This window comes from Terriglobus sp. RCC_193, assembly GCF_041355105.1.
In the GTDB taxonomy this organism is placed as follows: domain Bacteria; phylum Acidobacteriota; class Terriglobia; order Terriglobales; family Acidobacteriaceae; genus Terriglobus.
Genome location: NZ_JBFUPK010000002.1, coordinates 574,429 through 598,773, shown reverse-complemented (window position 1 = coordinate 598,773; position 24,345 = coordinate 574,429). Strand labels below are relative to the sequence as shown.

Sequence of the window (24,345 nt, the reverse complement as noted above, 5' to 3'; positions counted from 1 at the left end):
AGCATGCAAAAGCCCCGCATTTGGCGGGGCCTTTGTGTGTTTTGTTTGAGAAGGGTTACTTGGCTTCTTTACGGTATTTGTCGGCTAGTGGTTTGTCGGCGAGGGCCTTGATGAAGAGGCCGCCGACTACGCTGCGGGCCTGGAAGCCTACCTGCTTGCCGGTGATGGTGTCGTACCAGTCCGTCATGGGGACGCGGCTGGTGGTTTCGTTGGCCCAGGTGTAGAGCGGGTCAATGAGGGTGTGGAAGTCGGCTTCATTGTCGGCGAGCGTGGCGGTCCACATCTCCCAGTCCAGCTTCGTGTAGTCCTTACGGCTGTCGAGCGGCAGGCCGTACTTGTTCAGCTTCGTCTTGTAGAAGGCGATTTCGCTTTCACGCACGCTCTTGGGGAAGAGTTCGAAGCCGAGGAGTTTGTCCCAGATGAGGTTGTATTTCTGGCTCCAGGTGTTCGGCGAATCATAGGCGAGTTTATAGTGGTCGCCTTCCTTTGCCATCTCCATCCACTTCTTGGCGTAGGCGTGTGCGTCGTCGTTGTACTTCTTTGCTTCGGCGTCGTGATGGAGTTGCTTTGCCAGATCGGCGTAGGCGGCCATCGCGTCGATGGCTTTCAGCGACAGGTTTGCGTTGTGCGTAACGTGTCCGGCGAAGTCGTCGGTGGTGAGTTGGTTCTCGGGATCGAGGCCGTGTTCATGCAGGAAGTTGGCCCACTGTGAAAGCTGCGGCCAGAACTGCTCGGCGAGTTTCACGCCTGCATTGTTGGGTTCGAAGCGTGCCAGCGCGTCGACGAGCAGGATCATGTTGCCCGATTCTTCCACGGGCATCTGGTTCTCTTCGGTCTTTTCGCCGCCGCCGTAGTCCTGCCCGTTGGCCAGCGGATAACGGCCAAGGTCATGCGGTGCAAAGGGGAACTTCCAGCGGTTGGGCAGCGCGGAGTATTCGAGAATCGGCAGTACCTGCGCGTGCAGGAGTTTCGGATTGAAGAAGAGGAAGATGGGCGCGGAGGGATAGAAGACGTCGACGGTGGCGGTGTCGCCGTTGCTGAAGTTTTCCTTGGCAAAGAGGAGCGGTTGGCCGTCGGTGTCCGCAATGAGTTTGTGCGCGGCGATGCTCTCGCGATAGGCCAGCGTGCAGAGCCATGCGTATTTTTCACCAGCGGTGGCGGTCAGGTCGGCCTTCAGCTTTGTGTCGAAGGCGTCACCTTTCACGTCGAGCTTGCTGTATTCGGCGAGCGCCTCTTCCAGCATCTGCGAGACGGGTTTGCCGTCACGCTGCCACCACGGACGCAGGCGCTTGTTCAGCACTTCCATGCTGTAGCCGTCGGTGTAGCTGACCAGCGCGGTCTTCGAGACGGCTTGTGTGCCGACGGAGCCGAAGGGGATGGTGACGGCCATCTCTGTCTGGCCCTTGGTGAAGGGTGCGGGGCCGTCGATGTTATCGTTGGCTGGCAGGATGCCGTCGGTGGCAAAGGCGTGTGCGGTGCCGCTGGTGAGTGCGGTCTTTGGCTGCGCGTCGTTCGGCACGGCAATGTGGAAGTAGCCCCAGTCAATCTTGAGGTCGTCGCCGCTGCGGTTGAGTACCTGCTGCGACTGCGTGCCGACGGAGAGCACGGTGAGGTTGGCGGTCTGCTGACGCGAATAGGTGACGGGCTGGCCGCTGTAGCTGGTGGCCATCTCCGCGTTGGCGTTAAGGAAGACGCTGACCTGGTGCGATGCGCCGTCGGTGCTCTTCGCGGTCCACGTCAGGTAGGTGACGGGGCGCGAGAGCGTGTCGAGATCATCGAGGAATGCTGGCGTGAAGAAGGTCAGATCGATTGCCACGCCGCCGCCCGCGAACTGATAGCGCGTGTGGGTAAAGGTGAGTTGGCTGCCGGTCTGCTGTAGTGCAGGGATGTCGCGGCTGTTGCCCATGATGCGATAGGCCTTGCCGTCGATGCGGACGAGGCTGTTCAGCGGTTGCGGGTGACCGGTCCAGTGCTTCGTCGGCTCCGCGGTAAGCGTGTCCGCCATGGACCATACCGAGAAGTACGGATCATGCGCAATGAGCGGCGTGGCAGGCGGACGTTCCGCCGTCTGGGCGTTGAGCGTGGAGGCGACGACGAGTAGCAGCGGTGCAACGTAGCGAGAGAGCATTTGGGGACGTGTTTTCTCCGAGAAGTTGAGCGAAGCAAGGATAGCGCGTCGTGTCGTTATTGCGTTGTTAAGCTCACCATTCTGAGTGGAGCGTAGCGAAGTGGAAGAACCTGGTTTGTTGTCCTTATTGGGAATGTTTCTGGTGGCTTGCTCAAGGGTTGAGAGTTTCCTTTTGCGTCGTAGTGGGTTGAAAAGAAAGCAGGTCCTTCGGCTTCGCTCAGGATGACGGCCTTTGGCCGTACGAGCTTCGCTGTCGCGAGGCTGGTTTGGTGTCGCGAAGCTGGTTTGGTGTCGGTGCGAGTCACGTAGCTGGTTAGCGGTTAGTGGTCGGAACGGTTGAAGGAGTCGCTGCGTGCGAATCCTGTTGGGATCCTTCGCTTCGCTCAGGATGACGGCCTTTGGCTGTACGAGCTTCGCATTTGCGAAGTTGGTATCGCTGTTTGCAGATAACGCGCCAGAACGAAACAGCGATGAAGTTTGGCGTTGCAGTGATATGGCAGGGTGAGACATACTGAGTCACCGCAATTTTTCATCAACTGATTTTTGAACCGTTCCCCTGAGGGTTGGTGTATGGCCGTTCTTTCCCGTGTGGTTGGCGTACTTCTGTGTGGATGTGCGTCGCTGGCATTCGCACAGGCGCCGAACATTGTGCAGCCCGGGGCTCCGGGTAAACCCACGCAGGAGTTGTCTGCTGTGACCGCGGCTCCTCCGCCGAAAGGGCCGAGCGACGCCGATGTGAAGTTCATGCAGGACATGATCATGCATCACAGCCAGGCCATTGAGATGACAGAGCTTGCGAAGACTCGCGCGACGAACACGGATGTGAAGGCGCTGTCCTCGAAGATTGATCTGTCGCAGGGCGATGAGATTCGCTGGATGAAGCAGTGGCTGGCGGAGCGCGGCTATCCTGAGGCTCCGGCAGGCGGCATGGACCACATGGCAGGCATGGATCATTCGCAGATGGCGGGAATGGATCACGGCAGCATGGCCGGGATGGACCACTCGCAGATGAGTGGCATGGATCACTCCGCGATGAATCACGATGGCGCGAAGAAGACTGATCCCCTGGACGTTGCCATGATGCCCGGCATGTTGACGCCGCGGCAGATGCAGGCGTTGCGCGCGGCGCATGGCGCAGAGTTTGACCGGTTGTTTCTGACCGGCATGATGCAGCACCACGGCGGCGCATTGCTGATGGTGAAGGAGTTGTTTCAACAGCCGGGAGCAGGACAGGACCCGCAGCTATTTGACTTTGCGAACGACGTGGACAACACGCAGCTTGCAGAGATCGACATTATGAAGGGCATTCTTCGAAAGGTGAATCCATGAAACAGTTCTCTTCGCTCAAAGCCGCGTTTGCAGTTGCCGCGGTGTTCGCTTGTTCGCTGCCGGTGTTGTCCGCGCAGATGGACCATGAGAAGCCGATGGCGGCTCCTCCGACGCCAACCGTGTATGTGAACCCGCGCGCACCGGAGAGCGATCCGCGCGTTGGTCTGAAAGCCGGTCTGTATGACGCAGGCGTTGCCGCCAAGGGCCTGGAGCTGGTGCAGACCATTGCCAAGCCCACCGGCTTCGCGCCGGATGAAGCCAAGATTCCCGCGTGGGAGAATGCTGCTCCTCCGGCACCGGGTGCACCACGTGGCGCTGCGATTCCGGCTCCGTACGGCACTACAAACTCTGACCTTGCGTTCAAGGGCAAGTACGTCTTCGTGGGTAACTACTATGGCGTGAACACCTACGACATCTCCGATCCGGCACACACGAAGCTGGTGACCAGCATGGTGTGCCCCGGCGGACAAGGCGACGTGTCCGTTTACGGCAACCTGTTGTTCATGAGCGTGGAAGCTGCGAACGGCCGTATCGATTGCGGCGTGCAGGGCTTTGCTTCCCTGGAAGAGGCGCAGAAGGCCCAGGCCGCTCAGCGCGAGCAGTTGGCCACACTGTCGGCGGAAGAGCGGCAGAAGGCAATGGCCGGTATGATGGCCAATCGCAAGCCGGAGCCTGCCGAAAAAGATCGCGTGCGTGGCGTTCGCATTTTTGACATCAGCGACGTGACCAAGCCGAAGCAGATCACTGACGTACAGACCTGCCGTGGATCGCACACGCACACGGTCGTTGTCGATCCCAAGGATAAGGACAACGTGTATATCTACGTGTCCGGTTCTGCGGGTGTCCGCGATGCGAAGGAGCTTAGTGGATGCTCCGGTGCTGCGCCGGATGAAGATCCGAACACAGCGCTGTTCACCATCGTTGTGATCCAGGTGCCGCTGGCGCATCCGGAGCTGGCGAAGGTCGTCAACTCACCTCGCATCTTCACCGATCCTGAAACGGGCAACATGAACGGCCTGTGGAAGGGCGGCAACCACGGCGAGGGTACGCAGAGCACCAGCGCAACGCGCGGCTGCCACGACATCACCGTGTACTCGGCTGTGGGGCTGGCTGCGGGTGCATGCTCGGGCAACGGCATCCTGCTGGATATCTCGGACGTGGTTCATCCCAAGCGCCTGGACGCGGTGAGCGATCCGAACTATGCCTTCTGGCATTCGGCGAACTTTACCAATGATGGCAAGGCAGTTCTGTTCAGCGATGAGTGGGGCGGCGGTGGTCAGCCGCGTTGCCGTGCAACCGATCCGATGCAGTGGGGCGCAGACGCGATCTTCAGCATTGGCCCGGACAAGAAGATGACGCTGAAGAGCTACTACAAGATGCCGGCGTCGCAAACGGACAAGGAAAACTGCGTGGCGCATAACGGTTCGGAGATTCCGGTTCCGGGACGCGCGCTGCATGTGCAGAGCTGGTATCAGGGTGGCGTTTCGCTGGTGGACTGGACCGATCCGGCGCACCCGTTTGAGGTTGCCTACTTCGACCGTGGACCCATCAGCGGCAAGAAGTTTGCGATGGGCGGTCAGTGGTCGACCTACTGGTACAACGGCATGATCTACGGTTCGGAGATTGCCCGCGGACTGGATGTGTTGAAACTGACACCCACGGAGTTCATGACGCCGGATGAGATTGCTGCGGCGAACCAGATCTCCTTCAAGGAGCTGAACGTTCAGGACCAGCCGAAGGTGATCTGGCCTGCCACGTACATTACAGCGAAGGCGTATCTGGATCAGCTTGGTCGCGGTGAGTCGTTGTCGAAGGACAAGGTGGCTTCCCTCAAGGCGCTGGTGAACCAGGCCGGAACGGACAAGAAGGCTGCCGCGAAGCTGAAGGGCATGGCAGGCGAACTGGATAAGGCTGCCACGACTGCCAAGACTCCTGCGGATGCGAAGCGCCTGCAGGGACTGGCGGAAATCTTCCGCAAGAACGCAGACGGCGCACCGCTGGCTGTGGCTTCGCTGTAATCCACTTCAACGCATAAGGAAGAGCCGCGGCCTTATGGTCGCGGCTCTTGTATTTCCTATCACCCTTTGTGTCGTCATCCTGAGCGGAGCACGTAGTGCGGAGTCGAAGGACCTGCTTTTCTGTCCGGGACTACGATGCCTCTGCGAAAACCTGGCGCATGTTTGTTCGCATCTTTCATTGGCATCGTAATCGAGCGAGAAGCAAGCAGGTCCTTCGGCTTCGTTCAGGATGACGCGCTTTTCGCGCGTATGAGCTTCGCTGGTTTCGGATCGCCGCAGCGTGCCTCTACCGTGTCCTCAGTCGCTTTAGTGGCTGTGGGATTCAGCTACAGTGGCGCTGCCCAGTTCCACCTCTGCAGCGAGGAACTTGCCATCCACCTTGCTGGCATGAATGACGACGCGGTCGCCGGTGTGGACGTCTTTTGCGGTAACCATGTCTTTGCCGCGCATCCACATCGTCCTGGCATTGGTCAGGACAGGGATGGTCTTGCCATCCTTCGGATTCTTTACGTTGATGGAGGTTGCGGTGATGGCGGTGACTGTACCCATGATGTGTTCCATGCCGTTGTGGGCGAAGGCAGAGACGCTGAGGACGAGGGCGAGAGGGGCAGCAAGCAGGCGTTTCACGAGTGGTTCGTTTCCTTTCCTAACTACTTTCAAAGTTACTGCGCGGCTTTCAACGTTACCGCGCGGCGGGGGAACCGTTCAGAAATTCCTGTTCCTGTTTCTCTTCTTGTAATTCATCCGGGCTCTTGGGATTCATGCCATTCATCTCCTCGACCTCAGTTGGCGTGATCTTCGGAAGGTGGCGGAGAAAACGGACCAGCTTCCATGACTCTGAGCCTTCGTCGTTGGGTGCGCCGAAGGCGGGCATTCCGGTGAGCCGTACGCCGTTCTGGATGATGAAAAACAGCTCTCCATCGCTAAGATTCTGCGTGGCGGCAAGTCGAAGATCGGGCGGTTTGGGATAGAGCCCGTTGCCGTACATTGTGTCGCCGGAGCCATCATTGGCGTGGCAGGAAGCGCAGTGGTCAGCGTAGTGCGCCATGGCTTCATGCTGCACCTGGGGTGAGTCGACAATGGGGTTTGGCAGCGACTTTGCAGAGGCAGGTATGGCAAGGCTGCGGGCGTATCGTGCCAGGGCCGTTTCCAAAAAGGAGGGCGTCGTTCGTGCGCTGAATCCACCTGTGTGTCGCGCCCACACCACGGTTGCCAGGGCTGCAAGGCCAGCCAGTAGCAGCAGAGATGCAAGCGTTCGCAGCAGCGTCTTCATAGCGATGTTCCTCATCAGCAATGGGTGAATCAAAGGTGAAGTGCCTTCAGCATACGGCGTCGAAGACGATATGTTTGCGTGAAAACGCGCATCCTTGCAGAGAGTGAACGTCAGTCAGGAGGTAAGCCATTATGGGTCACGTGATGCTTCCGGTGATGTCACTGGTGGTTTCATGTCCGCACGAGGACCATAAGGGTAGAAATGGCGTTTGCATGTTGCAGATGTAGCGCGTAAATTTTTGCGATGTTGTTTCGCTGTGATTGTCCGGGCCGTGTACTACGCAGGTGGCCTAAGAGAACCTGGCTGGAACGCCACGTGCTTTGGCGGTTTGGGTTATATCCGTGGGAGTGTGTGCAGTGCCGCCGCATCTTCTACCGGAAAGACAGCAAGGCGGGAGCCACAAACGACCGCAGTTCCGGGGAAAGACCGATATCAGTCCCGTGAGGGCCGGATGATGCTATCCACCTGAATGGCGGGGACAGCGGTCTTTGTGGCCACCAGACGCAGGCCGAGTTGCTGCTGCAGGGCTTCCAATAAAGACGGAAGATCGCTCGCGTCGGCAGCAGGTGCGCTGAGTTCCGGTGCCCAGTCCAGCTTCCAATTGTATTCGCCGGTCATGCCGGTGTGGTCCACGATGGGATGGCCCTGCACTTCCGGCATCACGGACAGGCGCATCACCAGCAGCGACATCGGTGCGCCGTTGGCGATGATATGGCCGTGAGCAACAGAAGCGCCAGCAGCCCTTTACAGGACATCTGGGCAAGGCCGGAGGGTGATGACATGCCTGAGAATACATCCGTGACGGCGCTGTGCAAATGCGAAATCTTGACACTGTGACGGGATTCCTTGAGCATATTGGACTAGCACCCCTCTGTCTTTTACCGGCTGGTGTTTCCGCGTCCCGGTGGGAGCGGGTACCCCTGCCGGGCAAATCCACTGACATCTGGTGCACGAATTTCGCCCGCGAACCAATTGCGGGCGCGGAATCAAGGATGTTCCCTGTGCACGCATTGTTTGCTCTCTACTTCTTTCAATCCAGCGGCGGCTCCGCGTTTGGCGGATTCAGCCTGCTGCTGCCCGTTCTTCTCATCGGTATGGTGCTGCTCACGGCCATTCCCAACCAGCGCAAGCAGAAGAAGTGGAACCAGCAGCTTTCGCAGCTGAAGTCCGGTGATCGCGTTGCTACGACGGGCGGCATCCGTGGCACTATCCTCAGCCTGAAGGACGATGCGGTGATCGTCCGCACGCAGCCGGACGGCATCAAGCTTGAGTTTCTGAAGACCGCCATTTCATCCGTGACCACGGAGGAAGAGGCGGAACAGTAAGTTCTGGTGAGGAAGCCCATCTCTCAGAAGCGAGATGTGGAGCACTCACGGCCTTAGATAGATATCCATGCAGAAGAATCTGAACGGCAAAATCGCGCTTATCATCGCCATCCTGGTGGTGTTTCTTTACGGCATCTTCGGTATCCCGCACGGCGGGCTGAAGGAGTCGATCACACGGCGCATTCATCTAGGCCTTGACCTTCGCGGCGGTACGCATATTGTGTTGCAGGTAAAGACGGCGGAAGCCGTGGCTGCCAGCAGCGACAACGACATGGTGCGCGCGCAGGATGCGGTTACCAAGCTGGCTCCCGGCGCACGTGCGAACAAGCCTGATCCAGCGCAGCCGGTCATCGTGGTGAGCGGCGTGCCGCAGACCAATATGACCGCCGTGCGCGATGCGCTGAGCGCAACTCAGTTCTCCGCGTACGATCTGGCCTCGACCAGCGACGGCTACAAGCTGACGATGAAGCTGGCCGAGGTGAAGGACCTGCGCGAACGCACGCTGGAGACGTCGATTGAGACGATCCGCAGCCGTGTGGACTCGCTGGGTGTGGCCGAGCCGGTGATCCAGAAGTATGGATTGGGCGAGGACCAGATCCTTGTCGAACTGCCCGGCATTGATAATGCCGACCACGTTCGCGATGTGATCCAGTCGACGGCGCGCCTTGAGATTCACGAGGTAACCGGCGGACCGTTCAACACGGAGCAGGACGCACAGATGCAGCTGCAGCCGGACTCGGTTCTGGTGCAGGGCGGCAACGCGCTGGGTGACCAGTCGTGGTGGTCGTTGAAGCGCATTGCTGTGGTGCAGGGACCGGATTTCCGCGATGCTCGTGCGTCGCAGGATGAGGCCGGACGCCCGGACGTTTCCTTTACGCTGACCACCGGCGCAGGCGACCGCTTCTATGCGTACACCAGCACCAACATTGGCAAGCAGATGGCCATTGTGCTGGACAACAAGGTACGTGAAGTGGCGAACATCAACGGCGCCATCCGCGACCAGGGCCAGATCAGCGGCGGCGGCTTCACCAAACAGACGGCAAGCGACCTGTCGCTGATGCTGCGCACCGGTTCGCTGCCCGCGTCGATTGTCTTCCTGGAGACGCACACGGTCGGGCCTTCGCTGGGCGCCACCAGCATTCGTCAGGGTGTGATCGCATCGGTCGTCGGCATGATGGCCGTGATGATCTTCATGCTCATCTACTACAAGGGTGCGGGCATCAACGCGGACCTGGCGCTGATTCTGAACCTGGTCATCCTGCTGGGTTTCATGGGCTTCACGGGATCAACGCTGACGCTGCCGGGCATCGCGGGTGTGATCCTGACCATCGGTATGGGCGTGGATTCGAACGTGCTGATCTTTGAGCGCATTCGTGAAGAAATTCGCGTGGGCAAGAACGCCAGCGCGGCCGTCTTCGGCGGATTCGATCATGCCTGGACCACCATTCTGGATACCCACGTAACGACCATCGTCTCTGCGCTGATCCTGTTCTTTGTGGGAACGGGCCCGGTGCGTGGCTTTGCCGTGACGCTGATGTTTGGTCTGTTGGCCAACCTGTTTACGGCAGTGTTCGTTTCGCGCGTGATCTTTGACAGCCTTCTGCAGCGCAAGACGCGCGGCGAAGCTCTGTCAATTTAGTTTCTGGAAACACCGAGGTTTCGCAAGTGGAATTATTTCGCGATAGCAACATCGACTGGCTCAGCAAGAAGTGGCTGTTTCTTGGCTTCTCGCTGATCTTCTCCGTGGCGGGCGTGCTGAGCATGCTGTTCTGGCACCACATTCCCGTGGGCATTGACTTCAAGGGTGGCACGCAGGTGCGCGTGTCGTTTCCGCAGCCGCCGAACGAAGAGCATCTGCGCACGGCCATGGACCGCGCCGGTATTCACGACGCCAGCATCCAGCGCCTGAACGGCGCCAATGGTTACGAGGCTGTGATCACGCTGCCGGAGACAAGCGACAGCAACTCTGACTCCGCGCGCGCGACCGTGGTGAAGGCTCTGGCCACCAACTACACCGACTCCCCCAGCAAGGTGGAAGACGCGTACACCGTGGGGCCCACGGCGGGTAAGCAGCTAACGCGGCAGGCAGGCTGGGCCATTCTGTGGTCGCTGCTGGGCATGCTGGCATACCTGTGGTTCCGCTTTGAGTTCATCTATGGCGCGGCGGCCGTGATCGCTGTCTTCCATGACACGTTGATCACCATCGGCGCGTTCTCGCTGACGAACCAGGAGATTACGCTGACGGTGATCGCGGCCATCCTGACGCTGGTGGGTTACTCCATGAACGATACGATCGTGGTCTTTGACCGTATCCGCGAGAACCTGCAACTGATGCGTCGCGCCACGTTGAGCGAAGTGGTGAACAAGAGCATCAACCAGACGCTGTCGCGAACGATTCTGACTTCAGGCCTTACGTTCCTTACGGTGCTGGCGCTGTACCTGTTTGGCGGCGAAGTGCTGCACGGCTTCTCGTTCGCGCTGGTGGTGGGTATTTTGATCGGTACCTACTCGTCTATCGCGGTGGCTGCGCCCATGTTGGTGGCCTACACCGACTGGCGCAGCAGCAAGGGTAAGAGCACAGGTCTTCAAACAGGACGCAAGGCCACGGCCTAATTTCTGTTTGCAATGCTTTGCAGAGATGGACGCTTCGGCGTCCGTCTTTGCTTTTGAATCCCCTTGCCGCAGAGCGAATCTTTTTCTTACGCTACGTGGATAACACCTCTCCTTGTGTCATCCCCGAGAGGACCGAAGTTGAAGGATCTGCCCGGGTTGTCTATCGGATGAATACTTCTGTGCGCTCTATGTAGTCTGCGGCCCACGTTCCGGGTTTTTCTTTGGCAGCGCAGTTGCATGAAAAGAAAGCAGATCCCTTCGGCTTTGCGCAAGACGACGGCTTTTGGCCGTATGACCTCTGCTACGAACGCCGTAAAACGACAACGCTCGATGAGTTTCCGTGTCTGTACGCTTATAGATGGGCAGGATTCGTCCATTCCCCAGGGAAGGTTTTACGCCGAGATGCTACAGCCGTCACAACTTGAGGATGTGTCCGTCCGTTACGCGGATGAGATCGCGGAGATGTCCGAGTTTTTCACCACGGCGGGTATTGCTGTGGAAAAGCCCCAGGCGCTGGCGCAAGTAGCCCAGCGGTTGCGCGAGGATCGCGGGTTTCATCGCGACCTGACGTCGCATGTGTGGGTCATGCTGCATCGCCGTGGCAGCGCAGTTCGTTATGGCGAAATGCTGGGTGTGGTGGCGCTGGCAGCGGCAGGAAAACAACTGGCCGCAGAGGCCGATGAAAATGTGGCGCACGATCTTCTGCGCTTTGTCATGGAAGCGCATGACAGGCTGCATCCATCAGCAAAGAGCTCCGTCCCGACTTCCCAGCCAGGTATTCCCGAGCCTGTTGTTTCCCGGCAGCCTACGCCTGGTGTAGTTGCGATTCCGGTTGCGACCGATCTGCCTGCCACGGATGTGGTGAAAACGCCCGTCGCGCCGTCTGTTGCTCGGTTCCCTCCATCCGGTTCGCCCGTTCGTGTGGCTTCTGAAGCAGAAACACTGCTCCCTATCGAGACTGTTGAAGCGCCCTCCGTACGGCCGGTTCTGGATACGCCGATTCGGTTCTCGCGTGTGGACGTGGAGACTGCCGACGATACCCGGCGAAAGTCCTTTGTATGGGTCGCATTGGCCGCCGTGCTTATGCTGGCGGCGCTGGCAGGATGGTGGTTCTATCGCAACACTTCCGCAGCGCCCGAAGCTGTTGCAACGCCCGCTCCGGTGATTGAAGGGAATGCCGCAACGCCTGCGGCGGAAGCTCCGTTTGTGAAGCAGCCTGTGCCGGAAACCCCTGTTGTGGAACAGCCCGCGCCCAGCGTCGCACCGATCCGGCCCTCGGCAGCGCCGAAGAATAGCCATTCCTCACGCACTGCGGTGTCCTCGCATCGGCAGCCCGCCCCTGCACCGCAAACCCACGTCGCTCACCTGGCCGCGCCATCCGCTCCGCAGCAGGTGGCCTCCGTTGCGCCCCCGCCAGCGGCAGTCTCGCGTCCTTCTGCTGCATCACCAGCGCCGAATACGTCCGCGCCCATCGTGCGATCGCCGGCAAGCACGTCGAAACCAGCGGCTCCCGCAACTGTCTCCGCAGGCACGCTGTCGAAGCAGCTTGACCGGCCTGGTCTGACGAAGGAGCAGGAAGCTGAGTACGACAGCACGGGGCGTCGCTATCCCCGGTTGCTGCGCCGTACTCCGCCTAACAACAACGATGTCTTGATGGCCAAGGCTAATGTGCCGCCGCCTCTTGGCGCATCGAATACCGCGGCTGGATCAGCGCCTGCGGGAATAGTGAGACCTACATCGCTGGGGGTGATGGCCTCAAACCTCGTCTATAGCCCAGCGGCCACCTATCCTCCGGCAGCATCTGCGGCACATGTGGCAGGCGCGGTGAAGGTGGAAGCCGTGGTGGATACGTCTGGCAATGTCGCTGCGGCGCGCGTGATCAGCGGTCCGGTGCAGCTTCGCGATGCCGCATTGAACGCGGTGCAGCAGTGGCGCTATAAACCGTATGTTCTGGGCGGCAAGGCGCGCACGTTCACCACGCAGGCAATGATGGAGTTTGAGCTGCCGTAACGTGCATTCCGCGGTATTCGAATCAGTATGAATTTGCGGCATGGACAGGTTTCCTCCCATGCGTTGGCGGAGATGCTGGTCGCTCCCGGCTGATAAAAAAATCTTTTCTTCACAACAGAAACTATTTCTGTAATGATGCTCTGGTTTTCAAAATAATTTCCTTTCCGGAGCCTGATTTACCATGCGCTACCGTTCCTTCCATTTCTTTTTATCCCGTACATTACTGGCCGGTCTCGGCTTGTCTCTGATATTGCCTGCTTTTTCCGCGCAGGTGAAGACCATTGTGCCGCCCGTTGTGGCCGGTGCCAGGCCGGTTCGCGTGGATCGCATCAAGATTCATGGGGCTTCTCTGGAAGGCAATCTGGAGGGCGACGCTGTGGATCGGGACGCACTGGTGTTTCTGCCGCCCGGGTATGACAAGGCAAAGAACAAACGATATCCCGTGGTGTACGCGCTGCACGGATACTCCATCGGGGCCGACCAGTGGAGCAAAGAGATTCGTGTGCCGCAGACGATCGAAGGCGCATTTGGCCTGGGCGCGCAGGAGATGATTGTCGTTCTGCCGGATTCGAAGACCCTGCATAACGGTTCCATGTACTCCAGTTCCGTAACCACGGGCGACTTTGAAAATTACGTAGCGCGTGACGTGGTGGCATACGTGGACGCGCACTATCGCACGCTGGCAAAGCGGGAGAGTCGCGGCCTGGTGGGGCATTCCATGGGCGGTTATGGTGCAAGCCGCATCGGCATGAAACATTCCGATGTGTTTGGCAGCCTGTACATCATGAGTCCCTGCTGTATGTCGCCGCGCGTGGCCGGTGGTCCGGCACCTGCCAACGCTCCGGATATGGAAAAGATTCTGGCAGATATCAAGACACCAGAGGACATGGCGAAGCTGCCGTTCGGCGTGCGGGCGCAGTTCGCAACGGCTGCCGCGTGGTCGCCCAATCCGAAGAACCCGCCGTATTACTTTGATCTGCCTGTGAAGGATGGCAAACCGCAGCCGGAGGTTCTGGCAAAGTGGGCCGCAAATGCACCGCTCGCTTTTGTGGACCAGTACATCTGGGCGTTAAAGCGCTACAAGGCCATTTCCATGGACGTGGGCGATCAGGATGGTCTGCGTGTAGACGCGAAGAAGTTTCACGAAATCATGGAAACCAACGGCATTGCGAATGGCTTCGAGATCTACGAGGGAACGCATACCAGCGCCGTCGCCGACCGTTTTCAGAACCATGTGATGCCATTCTTCAGCAAAAATCTGTGCTTTACCGCAGCACCGTGCAAATGACGATGGCTATGGAATGGTGACCACCATGCGCGGCTCGCCGGGCGCCTGCCATGCTTCCGCAATCTTCTCCAGCGGCAGCGTGGCCAGGGCGATCTGAAATGCTCCCTGGGCTGCGCCTTCGAAGATATGTGCAATGCCTTCCATCAGTTTGTTCATGGGGACAGATTTCAGGCCGCTGCCCATGAGTTCAATCGCGGAAGAACGCAGTGCCGCGGAGGGAAGGTCAATACTGTTTTCGCCCGATGCAGAGCCAATCTGCACAAAGCGAACGCGGTGAGCTTCCGCGGAATACCGGGCAATGGCCGCGATGATGGCGCGTGCGCTGCCACCCCACAGGTAATCCAGCACCACGTCGATACCGCTGCCGAAATGCGGTTTCAACGCCTGCTGGAATGTGTCCGCGCCGTCGGGATGATCGGCGTCGATGGTGAACGGGATCACCTCGTCTGCGCCGAGTTTGCGTAACGCTTCCAGCTTCTCTGCGTTGCGACCACTGACCAGGATCCGCCCTGCGCCCAGATACTTTGCCACCTGCACGGCCATGCTGCCTGCGGAGCCGGTCGCACCGTTGATGAGTACCGTTTCGCCGCGGACGAACTTTGCGCGCTCCACCAGCGCCGCCCAGGCAGACATGCCGGGATTGGCCATCGCCGCAGCGGTAATGTCGTCCAGATTGTCCGGGAGAGGGATGCAGAGTTTCTCCTCCACCAGCGATTGTTCCGCCAGCGCACCGAAGGGGGTTTCGGGCAGGGCAAAGTACACGCGTCTGCCATCCTGCGTGATGCCTGTACCATCCACGCCCGGGACCGAGGGGAAGACGCCCTCAGAGCTGTAGTGCGCGCCGGACGAACGCATCTTGCTGAGCTGGCTCAGGGCAGAGGCGTGCACATTCACGATGACCTTGCCCTCAATAGCAGAAGGTTCGCGAAATTCACCGAAGACAGGGGATGCGCCTGCTGCTGGAATGATGACTGCTTTCATGGTGTTCCTTGTCCTCACGATCACGGGCGATATGGGGATTGGATGAGGCGAAGGCGTGGCGCGACGCGGCATGGTTGGTCGCTAAATATTCTTTTCTATGCCGAATCCTTCGACATGGAAGTGTCATCAGAAAGACCGCACGACCGAAATCCATTTCTCGTTCCGGAGATTTTTCGCACATGGCATCACTTTTGAAGATTGACGTCAGTCCGCGCGGCGGCCATTCGTACTCGCGCCAGCTTGGACAAACCTTTGTGGAAGGCTGGCAGGCAGCGCACGCAGGCGGCACCGTGGTGGAGCGCGATCTGGCGAAGAATCAGCCCACATTCGTTGACCTGCCGTGGATTGCCGGTGCGTTTACGCCCCCGGTTGAGCACACGGACGAACACAAGGCTGCGCTGAAGCAGAGCGATGAGATCATTGCGGAAATTAAGGCCGCGGACCACATCCTGATCACCACGCCTCTGTACAACTTCCAGGTGCCTGCCGTGCTGAAGGCCTGGATTGACCACGCCGTGCGTAAAGACCTGACCTTCGACTACACGGAAAAGGGACCGGTGGGGCTGCTCAAGGGCAAGAAAGTGACCGTGATTTCGGCCAGTGGGGGCCTCTATGTGCAGGGTGAACCCAGTGGAGCCTATGACTACCTGACGCCATACATCAAGTTCATTTTCGGTTTCATCGGCATTACCGATGTCACGGTGTTGTCTGCAGGTGGCGCGTCCAATATCCGGTACGGCAAGATCAGCGAAGAAGACTGGAAGAAACCTTTTGAAGCGCAGGCGCTGGAACTGGCCAAGGCGTAACCAATTTTCACTCTCAAACAACAACTGCCCTTTTCGGAGGGCAGTTGTTGTTTCTGCGTTTGCACGAAGTTGGCGATAATGGTGGGTGCTATGGCAAAACAGGAATTTCAGACAGAAGTATCGCAACTCCTCCAACTGATCGTTCATTCGCTGTATTCGCATCCGGAGATTTTTCTCCGCGAACTGATTTCCAACTCGTCGGACGCGCTGGATAAGCTGCGCCACCTGAGCCTGACGGACGAGAAGTTCAAGGCACTGGTGGGCAACGGCATTGACGCACCGCGTATTGACCTGGAACTGGATGAGGCGAACAAGTTGCTGACGCTTTCGGATACGGGCGTTGGCATGAACCAGGAAGATTTGATTTCGCACCTGGGCACCATTGCGTGTTCGGGAACGAAGAACTTCCTCTCGCATCTTTCCGGCGATGCGCGTAAAGACTCCAACCTGATCGGGCAGTTTGGTGTTGGTTTCTACTCTGTATTTATGGTCGCGGACAAGGTCGATGTTTACTCGCGCAAAGCTGGCGAAGACACCACGTGGAAGTGGACCAGCGACGGCAAGACCGGCTTTGATCTGGAAGAAGTTTCCGGTGAGCACGCTCGCAGCGCAGCGGGAACGACCATCGTGATCCACCTGAATGACGATGGAGCGCAGTATGCCAACGGATATCGGCTGCAGGAGATTGTGAAGAAGTATTCCAATCACATCGCCTTCCCCATCTTCCTGACGTATGACAAGAGCGAGTGGAACGCGGAGAAGAAGGAGTCCATCAAGACGCGCACCACGGAGCAGGTGAATGCTGCCAGTGCGATGTGGCGTCGGTCCAAGTCGGAGTTGAAGGACGACGACTACAAGGAAATGTACAAGTCGTTGACGGGCGACTGGGATGATCCGCTGTTCTGGTTCCACACCCGCGCGGAAGGCACGCTGGAATACACCACGCTGTTTTACATTCCGTCGAAGGCGCCGCTGGATCTGTATCAGCAGGATTACAAGGGCGGCGTAAAGCTGTATGTAAAGCGCGTCTTCATCATGGACGACTCGAAGGACCTGCTGCCGCCGTATCTGCGTTTTGTGCGCGGCATTATTGATTCAGAAGACCTGCCGCTGAATGTGTCGCGCGAAATTCTGCAGCAGAACAAGGTGCTGACCAGCATCAAGACGGCCAGCGTGAAGAAGATACTCTCCGAGTTCAAGACGATTGCAACGAATGACAAGGAGAAGTACGCGCAGTTCATCGCGGAGTACAACCGTCCGTTGAAGGAAGGCGTTTACGGCGACTATGCGAATCGCGATACGCTGCTTGACCTGGTGCGCTTCAAATCAACGAAGGTGGAAGGCCTGACCTCGCTGGCTGACGCGAAAGAACGTATGCAGCCAGAGCAGAAGGCGCTGTATTACATCACCGGTGGATCGGAGAGTATGCTGCGCAACTCGCCGCTGCTGGAGATCTACAAGAAGAAGGGCATTGAAGTTCTGATTCTGGATGACGAGATTGACGAGATCGTCTTTTCCGCTGTGCCGCAGTATGGCGATGTGGAATTCAAGGCGGTGAATAAGTCGTCGACATCGGAAGACCTGAAGGATGAAACGGCTCCGGAGAAGACGGAAGAGTTGAAGCCGTTGCTGGAGAAGATCAAGGCCACGCTGGGCGATGCGGTGAAGGATGTGCGTGCGTCGTCGCGGCTGGCGGATAGTCCTTCCGTCATCGTCAGTGATGAGGATGAACCTTCCGCGCGCATGCGCCGCATGATGGAAGCGATGGGGCAGAAGGACCTGCCCGCAATGCAGCCCACGCTGGAGATCAATCCCGATCACGAGATCATCCGCAAGCTGCTGGCCGATCCCAGCAACAGCCGCGTGGACGATGCGGCATGGTTGTTGTTTGATCAGGCGTTGTTGCTGGAAGGCGTGCCGTTGAAGGATCCGACGACGTTCGTGCAGCGTTTGAATCGTGTGTTAAATCAGTCAATCTAGCTCCTGTTCTCTATTTGTTTGTCATCCTGAGTGAAGCGAAGGATCCCTGCGAGTTTGTGCGTGCCGCTACAGCTGGAAAGTTTCTGCGAGAACCTCCAAGCTTCTTAGTGCGACCGAAACATCGTTGGGATCCTTCGTCGCTTTGCTCCTCAGGATGACGGCACACATAGAGGTCTTAAATCAATAAATTTCGTGGCATGTAAAAAAGAATTGTTTTTGCGATAGCATCGTACCGCTTGGAGAAACCCATGTTCACAAGACTCTCTGCTCTTGCACTCACTGCTGTGCTGACTGCTTCTGCTGCCCATGCGCAGGCCACGCTGACCATCCAGGCTGATAAGCCGGTGCATCCCGTCAGTCCCATGCTCTACGGCCTGATGACGGAGGAGATTAACTACTCCTACGACGGCGGACTGTATGCGGAGATGGTGCGCAATCGCACGTTCCATCATGACTGGAGCGGCATGCAGCACTGGATCGTGGACAACGCGGGCGATTCAGCAGCGACCATCAAGATGGCGGCGGGCGATGGCCCGTCTGAAGCGTTGCTGGACAGCATGCGTGTGGATGTGACGACGGCAAGCGATGCCGCGCCTGCGGGTGTGCGCAATGATGGATGGTGGGGTATGGCGCTGAAGCCGGACACCACGTATAGCGGCTCGTTCTATGCGCGGGGCGATCTTGACTCTATCACCGTTTCGCTGGTGAACAACACAACGGGCAAGGTGGCTGCAAGCACCACGGTGGACGGCATTACAGGCGATTGGAAGCAGCACACATTCTCTCTGCACACGGCAAGGATTGAGGCCGGTGCGAACAACCACCTGCTGTTGAGCTTCAAGAAGCCGGGCAGTGTGATGCTGCAGCTTGTGTCGCTGTTTCCGCCCACGTACAAGGGGCGTGCAAACGGCAATCGTGCAGACCTGATGGAGATGATGGCCGGGATGCATCCGAAGTTTCTGCGGATGCCGGGCGGCAACTATCTTGAAGGCGACACGGTGGAAGAGCGCTTTGACTGGAAGGCCACGCTGGGGCCGCTGGCAGATCGTCCGGGGCATCGCGGCCCCTGGAATTACACATCGACCGACGGCATGGGCCTGCTGGAATTTCTGGAATGGACAGAGGACCTGAACATTGAGCCGGTGCTTGCCGTATATGCAGGCTATTCGTTGAAGGGAACGCACATTGCCGCGGGCGCGCACATGCAGCCCTTTGTGGATGACGCGCTGGACGAGATTGAGTTTGTCAGCGGCAGCACGGATACAAAGTGGGGCGCGGTGCGCGCGAAGCTGGGTCATCCGCAGCCGTTTCCGCTGCATTATGTCGAGATTGGCAATGAGGACAACCTCGATCATTCCGGCAGTTATGACGAGCGTTGGCCGCAGTTTGCCAAGGCCATCCGCGACAAGTATCCGAGCCTGAAGCTGATTGCCACCGCGCCGGTGAAGCGCGGCCTGCAGCCTGACCTGATTGACGACCACTATTACAAGCGCGCGGAAGAGTTCTACGCCATGACCGATCACTACGATCATGTGCCGCGCACCGGGCCGAAGATCTTTGTGGGAGAGTGGGCCACGCGTGAAGGTTCGCCAACCACGGACCTGGGCGCTGCGCTGGCTGATGCTGCCTGGATGACCGGCATGGAGCGCAACAGTGACCTGATCGAATTGTCTGCGTATGCGCCGCTGTTCGTGAATGTGAACCCCGGCGGCATGCAGTGGGAGAGCGACCTGATCGGCTATGACGCCGCGAAGAGCTACGGCTCGCCCTCGTATTACGCGCAGAGCATGTTTGCGCAGTACCTGGGCACTGAGGTTTCGCAGACACAGTTAAGCGGTGGCGTGCATACGCGCTTCTTTACGTCGGTCACGCGCGATCCCGCGAAGGGTGAAATCTACGTGAAGCTGGTGAACGGCTCCACCGAACCACAGGTGCTGGATGTGAAGGTGCAGGGAGCTGCGCCGTCGGGCAGTGCAACGCTGGTTACGCTGAAGGGCGACGCTCGCACGGCCACCAACAGCATCACCGATCCGGAACGCATCACGCCGCAGGTGTCCCGTTTGCATGCGTCTGGGTCTATCCACCATACGGTGCCACCGCTCAGTGTGCAGGTGCTGGTGCTTTCGGCGAAGTAGCCGCCTGAAGCCCCGTTTTTGCCCGGCTGGTAGAATCAAACCTTATTCCCGGAGCCTCGCTGCCCATGGCGCGACCTGGCCGCGCTCCCCGATTCCTATTGCCTGATTGGAAGCCTCGCTATGCTCGACATTACGAAGAAACTCGAAGAAGAGATCAAACTCCTGGAACATGAGTTGACCACGGAACTGCCTGCAGAGATCAAGAAGGCTGTGGCGCTGGGCGATCTGAGCGAGAACGCCGAATATCACTCTGCCAAGCAGCGGCAGGAGTTCGTAAACGCACGCCTGGGCCAGTTGAAAAAGCGTATGGGCGAGCTGTCGCTGGTGAACCTGACGAACATTCCCGCGGACCGCGTCGGCTTCGGCTCGACCATCGTTGTCTTCGACAACACCAAGGGAGAAGAGATCACCTACCGGCTGGTGACCAGCGAAGAGAGCGACGTCACCCAGGGCCTCATCAGCACCACGTCGCCCATTGGCAAGGCATTGGTGGGTAAAAAGGTGGGCGATGAAACCACCGTGGTCACACCGAATGGCAAACGAGAACTGGAAATTCTGAAGCTGACGACGATCCACGACGCCGCGTAACTCGTTTTCCAATTCCAGATCAAAGAGAAAGCCCACCTGCTGATTGCGCAGGTGGGCTTTTCTGTTGTGGTTTTGATGGGTTACTTCTTCTTCTTGCCCCTGGCTGCGACCGGAGCTTCAGCAGGCTTCTGCGTCAGCTTGATCTGGCCAGCCTTCTCGCGTGCGTGCAGCACTTCCATCAGGTCGGCCAGCGGAAGCGGCGTGAATTCGCCGGAGAGGAAGTCGCGGATTTCCAGCGCGGTCAGGTGCTTCGGCAGCAGGAGTTGGAACTCAGCGTTCATCTCCTGTGGAAGCTGCGGTCCGGTCTGTGGTCCACGGCGTCCACCGCCGCCGCCACCCGGTCCACCTGCGGTGCCGGTACGCGCAACGGGTTCGACGAGGATGCCTGCGGCTTCCTTCTCTGCCGCTGTCTGTACAGGCTCGCTGGGCGTGATGCCGCGCTGCGCCGCCTGAAGCTGGTAGGCAGCCTTCACTTCGCTCAGCAGCGTCGCTGCGCGCTGGTCAATCAGTGGAGCAAAGGAAGAGGTGCTCTTCTTGCCGGTGTCTGCGTTGGTCCACAGAACGCTGGCGGAATCCACCACATCCTTTTCGACTGCTGCCTGATGCAGGATGGCGATCTTCGCTTCTTTGTATGCCGTGTTCAGTGAAGCTGCATCCGTTGCGTCGGCAATGTAGCCGAGACCCTTGGTGTGCGATTCGCCCATGCGGGCCAGGCCACGGCCCAGGTTCTCGTTCAGGATGCGTGCGGCTTCTTCATCCGTACCGGATGCCAGCACGGCAAGCGAACCTGTCGCCACTGCGGCAGCGCGCTTGTACTGCGTGGAGTCCTGCTTGTCCGGGGTGTCCTGCGACGAGTGATACCACATGTCCGGCCAGGTGATGAACATGATGGCCGGGATGCCGTGCTGCATGTACGTCACGTGATCGCTGGAACCGTAGTGCTTGTCGACCTTGATATAGAAGGCGTCGTTGCTGCCGTTGGGTGATTCCACGGGCTGCGATGCGCCGTAGCCCGTGGCACGATAACGGACACGCTCGCGCGAGACTTCCGCAATGTACTCCAGCATGCTCTGGCCAATGTCGTTGATGTACGACGGGAAGGTATCCGGCGTGCGCTGCATGATCCAGAGGCTGCGGCTGGCGGTCAGGCGCAGGGCTTCCATGTCAAAGTTCAGGTCGCCGATGATGACCTTCGCCTTTTCAGGGTGCGCGTTGAACCATGCGTTGGTGCCGCTGATCTCCTGCACCCACTGGAAGTTGATGGTGCGCTTTGGTTTCGGCAGCTTGCCCTCGGCGATGAGCTTCAGGTATGCGCGGCCCACTTCCAACGTTAGTGCAACGCCGGAGTTATCATCGTTGGCGCCCTGCTTGATGTAGGCCTCGAACAGATGGCCGCCGATGGCCACTTCCTGCGTGGTGCTGCCGTCGCCGGGGATTTCGGCGTGGACCAGCTCCTGTTTGTTCGGCACCTGCTCGCTCTTAGTGATGGAGCGGATGGTCACCTTCTGGCCGCGGTTCAACTGCGTTTCAAGTTGGCGTGCCACACGCGGCGATACAGCCCATGCAACGGTGCCGGGCTTGGCGACCACGGTGGTCCAGACCACTTCATTCGGGTAGTCCACCGCGCGGTCACCCGCGCCAATCGCGCTGATGCCCACAACGCCAATGGCGCCTGCATCGACGGCGCGGTTGTAGATGGCCGCAAGGCCGCTGGGAGCCAGGGACAGGACAAACTTGCCCTTGACGTCCTTGCCCTCAAAGTCCTTCGCAGTGCCCTGGCCCACGTCGACCAGGTCGGCGCTGAGGTCGCCGTTGGCGTTGGTGGATGCCAGAACTTCCGGGATGTCGTGAATGTCGTAGATCTTCACGCTCTTGGGCGAAGTCGTCCACAGTTCACCCACGGTGGGCTGATAGGTGGTGCCGCTGGGATAGTCCTCAATGGAGATCTTGCTGAAGCCGTATTCCTTGGCCATCTTGGCCACAGCTTCGGCTTCGCGGAAGTGTCCCTGATACTCCGACGGCGGACGCACAAACTGGTACGGCACCTGCTCCAGCACGTTGTGCATCGCTCGCTCGCCCGACACTTCGTTGATGATGGTCGTCATCTGCTCCTGCGTCAGCAGCGTGCGGTCTTCCTTTTCCTGCGCCATCAGGGCTCCGGCATGGCAACCCAACAGGGCCATGCCAGCCACAGCCGCTATCCATCTTGTCTTCATACTTCTCCCTTGCTTCTTCTGTAAGGGCGCGGCGGAGCCACGCCCTTACGAAATCCATCGCGCTTATTTCTGCGCCTTCTGCAATTGCTTTGCTACCTTGTCGACCTCGCCCCACACGCGCAGCAGGTTGCCGCTCCACAGCTTGCCGATCTGTTCTTCGCTATAGCCGCGGCGCACCAGTTCCAGCGTTACGTTGAAGGACTCAGCGGTGCTGTTCCATCCGTCAATGCCGCCGCCGCCGTCGAAGTCGGAGGCAAGACCGACATGGTCAATGCCAATCTTCTTCACGGCGTAATCCACGTGGTCAATCAGGTCCTTCACGTTGGCACGTGGCGCAGGCGGATACTTCGCATCAATCTCGGCCATGCCCTTTTCGTACTCGGCGCGCTTGTCGGCAGACAACGTGTTCAGGAAGCCTGCCATTGCGCCACCGCCACGACGAGCCTGCGGCCCGGAGGCGCTTTCGACCGGGCACGAGTGTGCAGCGCCTTCGGCACCGCCACGACGGCCACCGCCACGCGCCATGTCGCCAAACACCTGCTCGCGCAGCTTGGTCAGGGCTTCGGTGCGTTCCGGCGAATCCGGCTTCAGGTAGCTGGCGAAGCCCACCACCTGGATCACGCCGCCATTCTTCTTCAAGGCCAGCAACTGTTCATCATCCATGTCGCGGCTCACGTTGGGTGCCAGCGCGCGGATCGCCGAGTGCGATGCGATGACCGGAGCCTTCGACAGCCGGATGGCTTCGAGGTTGGAGCCTTTCGCGGGATGCGAGAGGTCCACCATGATGCCCCACTTATTCATCTCTGCGATGACTTCGCGGCCCTCTGGCGACAGGCCGTTGTTGTAGGAGTAGCCGTCCTTCTCGCCGGTGTTGGAATCGGCAAGCTGGCTGTTGCCGTTGTGCGCCAGCGACATGTAACGCGCGCCGCGGTCGTAGAACTCCTTCACGCGCTTCACATCCAGGCCGATGGGATAGCCGTTCTCCACGCCAATAACGGCAATCTTCTTGCCAGCCTTGTGCAGGCGGATTACGTCTTCCGGCGTCAGCGCGAGGCCAATCTTGTCCGGAGCAATCTGTTCCGTCAGGCGATGGATCGCGTCGAACTTCGCAATCGCCTGCTTGTAGGCATCGTCGTAGCCTTCCGGCGTCAGCGGGCCCTGTCCCACGTAAACGATCATGAACGACACGTCCATGCCGCCTTCGATCATCTTGGGAATGTTCACCTGCGTGGTCAGGCGCATGGTGTAGTTGCAGTCTGCCGTGAAGTTTGAGGGCTCAATATCGTTGTGCGTGTCGAGCGTGATCACGCGGTCATGAATCTTGTGCGCTTTGGCAATCAGGGCAGCGTCGTTGGACTGCGCAAGGCTGGCCTGCGGTGTGATCAGCAGGGCCGCACTCAGGGAAAGAGCTATCAGGTGTTTCAAAGCGAACTCCCAGCAAACGTGGATGAAACAACAAACAGACTGAAGCGGAATTCCCCAAATACGGGGAAAGCCGGTGGAAAACTGTGCGAGGTAGCGCTCATTGTAACCCGGCATTTACGGGCTTAGAACGCCAAACGCTGGCAAATTTGTAGATAAAGAAGAAGACGTAACAACAGGTTCGTAAGACGCGCGTGTTCTCGTTCGGAAACGCTTGCGGGAACCTTGTTACA

18 protein-coding genes are annotated in these 24,345 nt (G+C 58.9%); 11 read left to right on the top strand and 7 right to left on the bottom strand.

Going from position 1 to position 24,345, the window contains the following annotated elements:
- Positions 1 to 55: 55 nt before the first annotated feature.
- Positions 56 to 2,128 (bottom strand): glutaminase domain-containing protein, encoded by a 2,073-nt coding sequence (locus tag AB6729_RS11235; RefSeq protein ID WP_371081709.1) that lies wholly within the window; start codon positions 2,126 to 2,128, stop codon positions 56 to 58.
- A gap of 570 nt (positions 2,129 to 2,698) precedes the next feature.
- Here AB6729_RS11235 and AB6729_RS11230 point away from each other — a divergent pair.
- On the top strand, positions 2,699 to 3,457 hold the full coding sequence (locus AB6729_RS11230) for a DUF305 domain-containing protein (RefSeq protein WP_371081708.1): 759 nt from the start codon (positions 2,699 to 2,701) through the stop codon (positions 3,455 to 3,457).
- A complete protein-coding gene (locus AB6729_RS11225) occupies positions 3,454 to 5,475 on the top strand; it encodes an LVIVD repeat-containing protein (RefSeq protein ID WP_371081707.1) in 2,022 nt (673 codons plus the stop codon). Before AB6729_RS11230 ends, AB6729_RS11225 begins: the two co-directional genes overlap by 4 nt.
- A 306-nt stretch (positions 5,476 to 5,781) precedes the next feature.
- Here AB6729_RS11225 and AB6729_RS11220 read toward each other — a convergent pair whose 3' ends face one another.
- The 3 genes from AB6729_RS11220 to AB6729_RS11210 form a co-directional block, all read right to left on the bottom strand.
- Positions 5,782 to 6,102, bottom strand: coding sequence for a DUF5666 domain-containing protein (locus AB6729_RS11220; RefSeq protein ID WP_371081706.1), 321 nt, complete (start codon positions 6,100 to 6,102; stop codon positions 5,782 to 5,784).
- A 55-nt stretch (positions 6,103 to 6,157) separates the two neighbouring features.
- The gene (locus AB6729_RS11215; protein WP_371081705.1) at positions 6,158 to 6,748 is read right to left on the bottom strand and encodes a cytochrome c; all 591 of its coding nucleotides are present in this window, start codon (positions 6,746 to 6,748) and stop codon (positions 6,158 to 6,160) included.
- Positions 6,749 to 7,180: 432 nt separating this feature from the next.
- Complete coding sequence (locus AB6729_RS11210) at positions 7,181 to 7,459, bottom strand: TIGR03435 family protein (protein WP_371082615.1); 279 nt, start codon at positions 7,457 to 7,459, stop codon at positions 7,181 to 7,183.
- Positions 7,460 to 7,740: 281 nt separating this feature from the next.
- Here AB6729_RS11210 and yajC point away from each other — a divergent pair, with 281 nt between their 5' ends.
- The 5 genes from yajC (at position 7,741) to AB6729_RS11185 (ending at position 13,984) form a co-directional block, all read left to right on the top strand.
- Positions 7,741 to 8,073 (top strand): preprotein translocase subunit YajC, encoded by a 333-nt coding sequence (yajC, locus tag AB6729_RS11205; RefSeq protein WP_371081704.1) that lies wholly within the window; start codon positions 7,741 to 7,743, stop codon positions 8,071 to 8,073.
- Positions 8,074 to 8,140: 67 nt separating this feature from the next.
- On the top strand, positions 8,141 to 9,712 hold the full coding sequence (gene secD / locus AB6729_RS11200; RefSeq protein WP_371081703.1) for a protein translocase subunit SecD: 1,572 nt from the start codon (positions 8,141 to 8,143) through the stop codon (positions 9,710 to 9,712).
- A gap of 26 nt (positions 9,713 to 9,738) precedes the next feature.
- Positions 9,739 to 10,686, top strand: a complete 948-nt coding sequence (secF, locus tag AB6729_RS11195) for a protein translocase subunit SecF (RefSeq protein WP_371081702.1) — start codon at positions 9,739 to 9,741, stop codon at positions 10,684 to 10,686.
- A gap of 429 nt (positions 10,687 to 11,115) precedes the next feature.
- Positions 11,116 to 12,696 (top strand): TonB family protein, encoded by a 1,581-nt coding sequence (locus AB6729_RS11190; RefSeq protein ID WP_371081701.1) that lies wholly within the window; start codon positions 11,116 to 11,118, stop codon positions 12,694 to 12,696.
- 181 nt (positions 12,697 to 12,877) lie between these two features.
- Complete coding sequence (locus AB6729_RS11185; RefSeq protein WP_371081700.1) at positions 12,878 to 13,984, top strand: alpha/beta hydrolase; 1,107 nt, start codon at positions 12,878 to 12,880, stop codon at positions 13,982 to 13,984.
- 6 nt (positions 13,985 to 13,990) lie between these two features.
- Here the strand turns inward: AB6729_RS11185 and AB6729_RS11180 are convergent, their stop codons facing one another.
- Positions 13,991 to 14,965, bottom strand: a complete 975-nt coding sequence (locus AB6729_RS11180) for a zinc-binding alcohol dehydrogenase family protein (RefSeq protein ID WP_371081699.1) — start codon at positions 14,963 to 14,965, stop codon at positions 13,991 to 13,993.
- A gap of 179 nt (positions 14,966 to 15,144) precedes the next feature.
- Between AB6729_RS11180 and AB6729_RS11175 the strand changes: the two genes are divergently transcribed.
- The 4 genes from AB6729_RS11175 to greA all read left to right on the top strand — a co-directional run bounded on the left by AB6729_RS11175 (position 15,145) and on the right by greA (position 20,474).
- Entirely contained in the window at positions 15,145 to 15,771 is a 627-nt protein-coding gene (locus tag AB6729_RS11175) for an FMN-dependent NADH-azoreductase (protein ID WP_371081698.1), read from the top strand.
- Positions 15,772 to 15,861: 90 nt separating this feature from the next.
- Entirely contained in the window at positions 15,862 to 17,751 is a 1,890-nt protein-coding gene (gene htpG, locus AB6729_RS11170) for a molecular chaperone HtpG (protein ID WP_371081697.1), read from the top strand.
- Between the two features lie 248 nt (positions 17,752 to 17,999).
- Positions 18,000 to 19,886: an alpha-L-arabinofuranosidase C-terminal domain-containing protein gene (locus AB6729_RS11165; protein WP_371081696.1), complete on the top strand. Its 1,887-nt coding sequence runs from the start codon at positions 18,000 to 18,002 to the stop codon at positions 19,884 to 19,886.
- 120 nt (positions 19,887 to 20,006) lie between these two features.
- On the top strand, positions 20,007 to 20,474 hold the full coding sequence (greA, locus tag AB6729_RS11160) for a transcription elongation factor GreA (RefSeq protein ID WP_371081695.1): 468 nt from the start codon (positions 20,007 to 20,009) through the stop codon (positions 20,472 to 20,474).
- 80 nt (positions 20,475 to 20,554) lie between these two features.
- Here the strand turns inward: greA and AB6729_RS11155 are convergent, their stop codons facing one another.
- Positions 20,555 to 22,690: a M28 family peptidase gene (locus AB6729_RS11155; protein WP_371081694.1), complete on the bottom strand. Its 2,136-nt coding sequence runs from the start codon at positions 22,688 to 22,690 to the stop codon at positions 20,555 to 20,557.
- A gap of 63 nt (positions 22,691 to 22,753) precedes the next feature.
- Complete coding sequence (locus AB6729_RS11150) at positions 22,754 to 24,115, bottom strand: dipeptidase (protein ID WP_371081693.1); 1,362 nt, start codon at positions 24,113 to 24,115, stop codon at positions 22,754 to 22,756.
- Between the last annotated feature and the right edge of the window lie 230 nt (positions 24,116 to 24,345).

What these genes read in the sequence shown, in the direction of transcription:
- AB6729_RS11235 (WP_371081709.1), bottom strand. Translation starts at nt 2,128, where the DNA reads ATGCTCTCTCGCTACGTTGCACCGCTGCTACTCGTCGTCGCCTCCACG.
- AB6729_RS11230 (WP_371081708.1), top strand. Translation starts at nt 2,699, where the DNA reads ATGGCCGTTCTTTCCCGTGTGGTTGGCGTACTTCTGTGTGGATGTGCG.
- AB6729_RS11225 (WP_371081707.1), top strand. Translation starts at nt 3,454, where the DNA reads ATGAAACAGTTCTCTTCGCTCAAAGCCGCGTTTGCAGTTGCCGCGGTG.
- AB6729_RS11215 (WP_371081705.1), bottom strand. Translation starts at nt 6,748, where the DNA reads ATGAAGACGCTGCTGCGAACGCTTGCATCTCTGCTGCTACTGGCTGGC.
- yajC (WP_371081704.1), top strand. Translation starts at nt 7,741, where the DNA reads ATGTTCCCTGTGCACGCATTGTTTGCTCTCTACTTCTTTCAATCCAGC.
- secD (WP_371081703.1), top strand. Translation starts at nt 8,141, where the DNA reads ATGCAGAAGAATCTGAACGGCAAAATCGCGCTTATCATCGCCATCCTG.
- AB6729_RS11185 (WP_371081700.1), top strand. Translation starts at nt 12,878, where the DNA reads ATGCGCTACCGTTCCTTCCATTTCTTTTTATCCCGTACATTACTGGCC.
- AB6729_RS11180 (WP_371081699.1), bottom strand. Translation starts at nt 14,965, where the DNA reads ATGAAAGCAGTCATCATTCCAGCAGCAGGCGCATCCCCTGTCTTCGGT.
- AB6729_RS11175 (WP_371081698.1), top strand. Translation starts at nt 15,145, where the DNA reads ATGGCATCACTTTTGAAGATTGACGTCAGTCCGCGCGGCGGCCATTCG.
- htpG (WP_371081697.1), top strand. Translation starts at nt 15,862, where the DNA reads ATGGCAAAACAGGAATTTCAGACAGAAGTATCGCAACTCCTCCAACTG.
- AB6729_RS11165 (WP_371081696.1), top strand. Translation starts at nt 18,000, where the DNA reads ATGTTCACAAGACTCTCTGCTCTTGCACTCACTGCTGTGCTGACTGCT.
- greA (WP_371081695.1), top strand. Translation starts at nt 20,007, where the DNA reads ATGCTCGACATTACGAAGAAACTCGAAGAAGAGATCAAACTCCTGGAA.
- AB6729_RS11155 (WP_371081694.1), bottom strand. Translation starts at nt 22,690, where the DNA reads ATGAAGACAAGATGGATAGCGGCTGTGGCTGGCATGGCCCTGTTGGGT.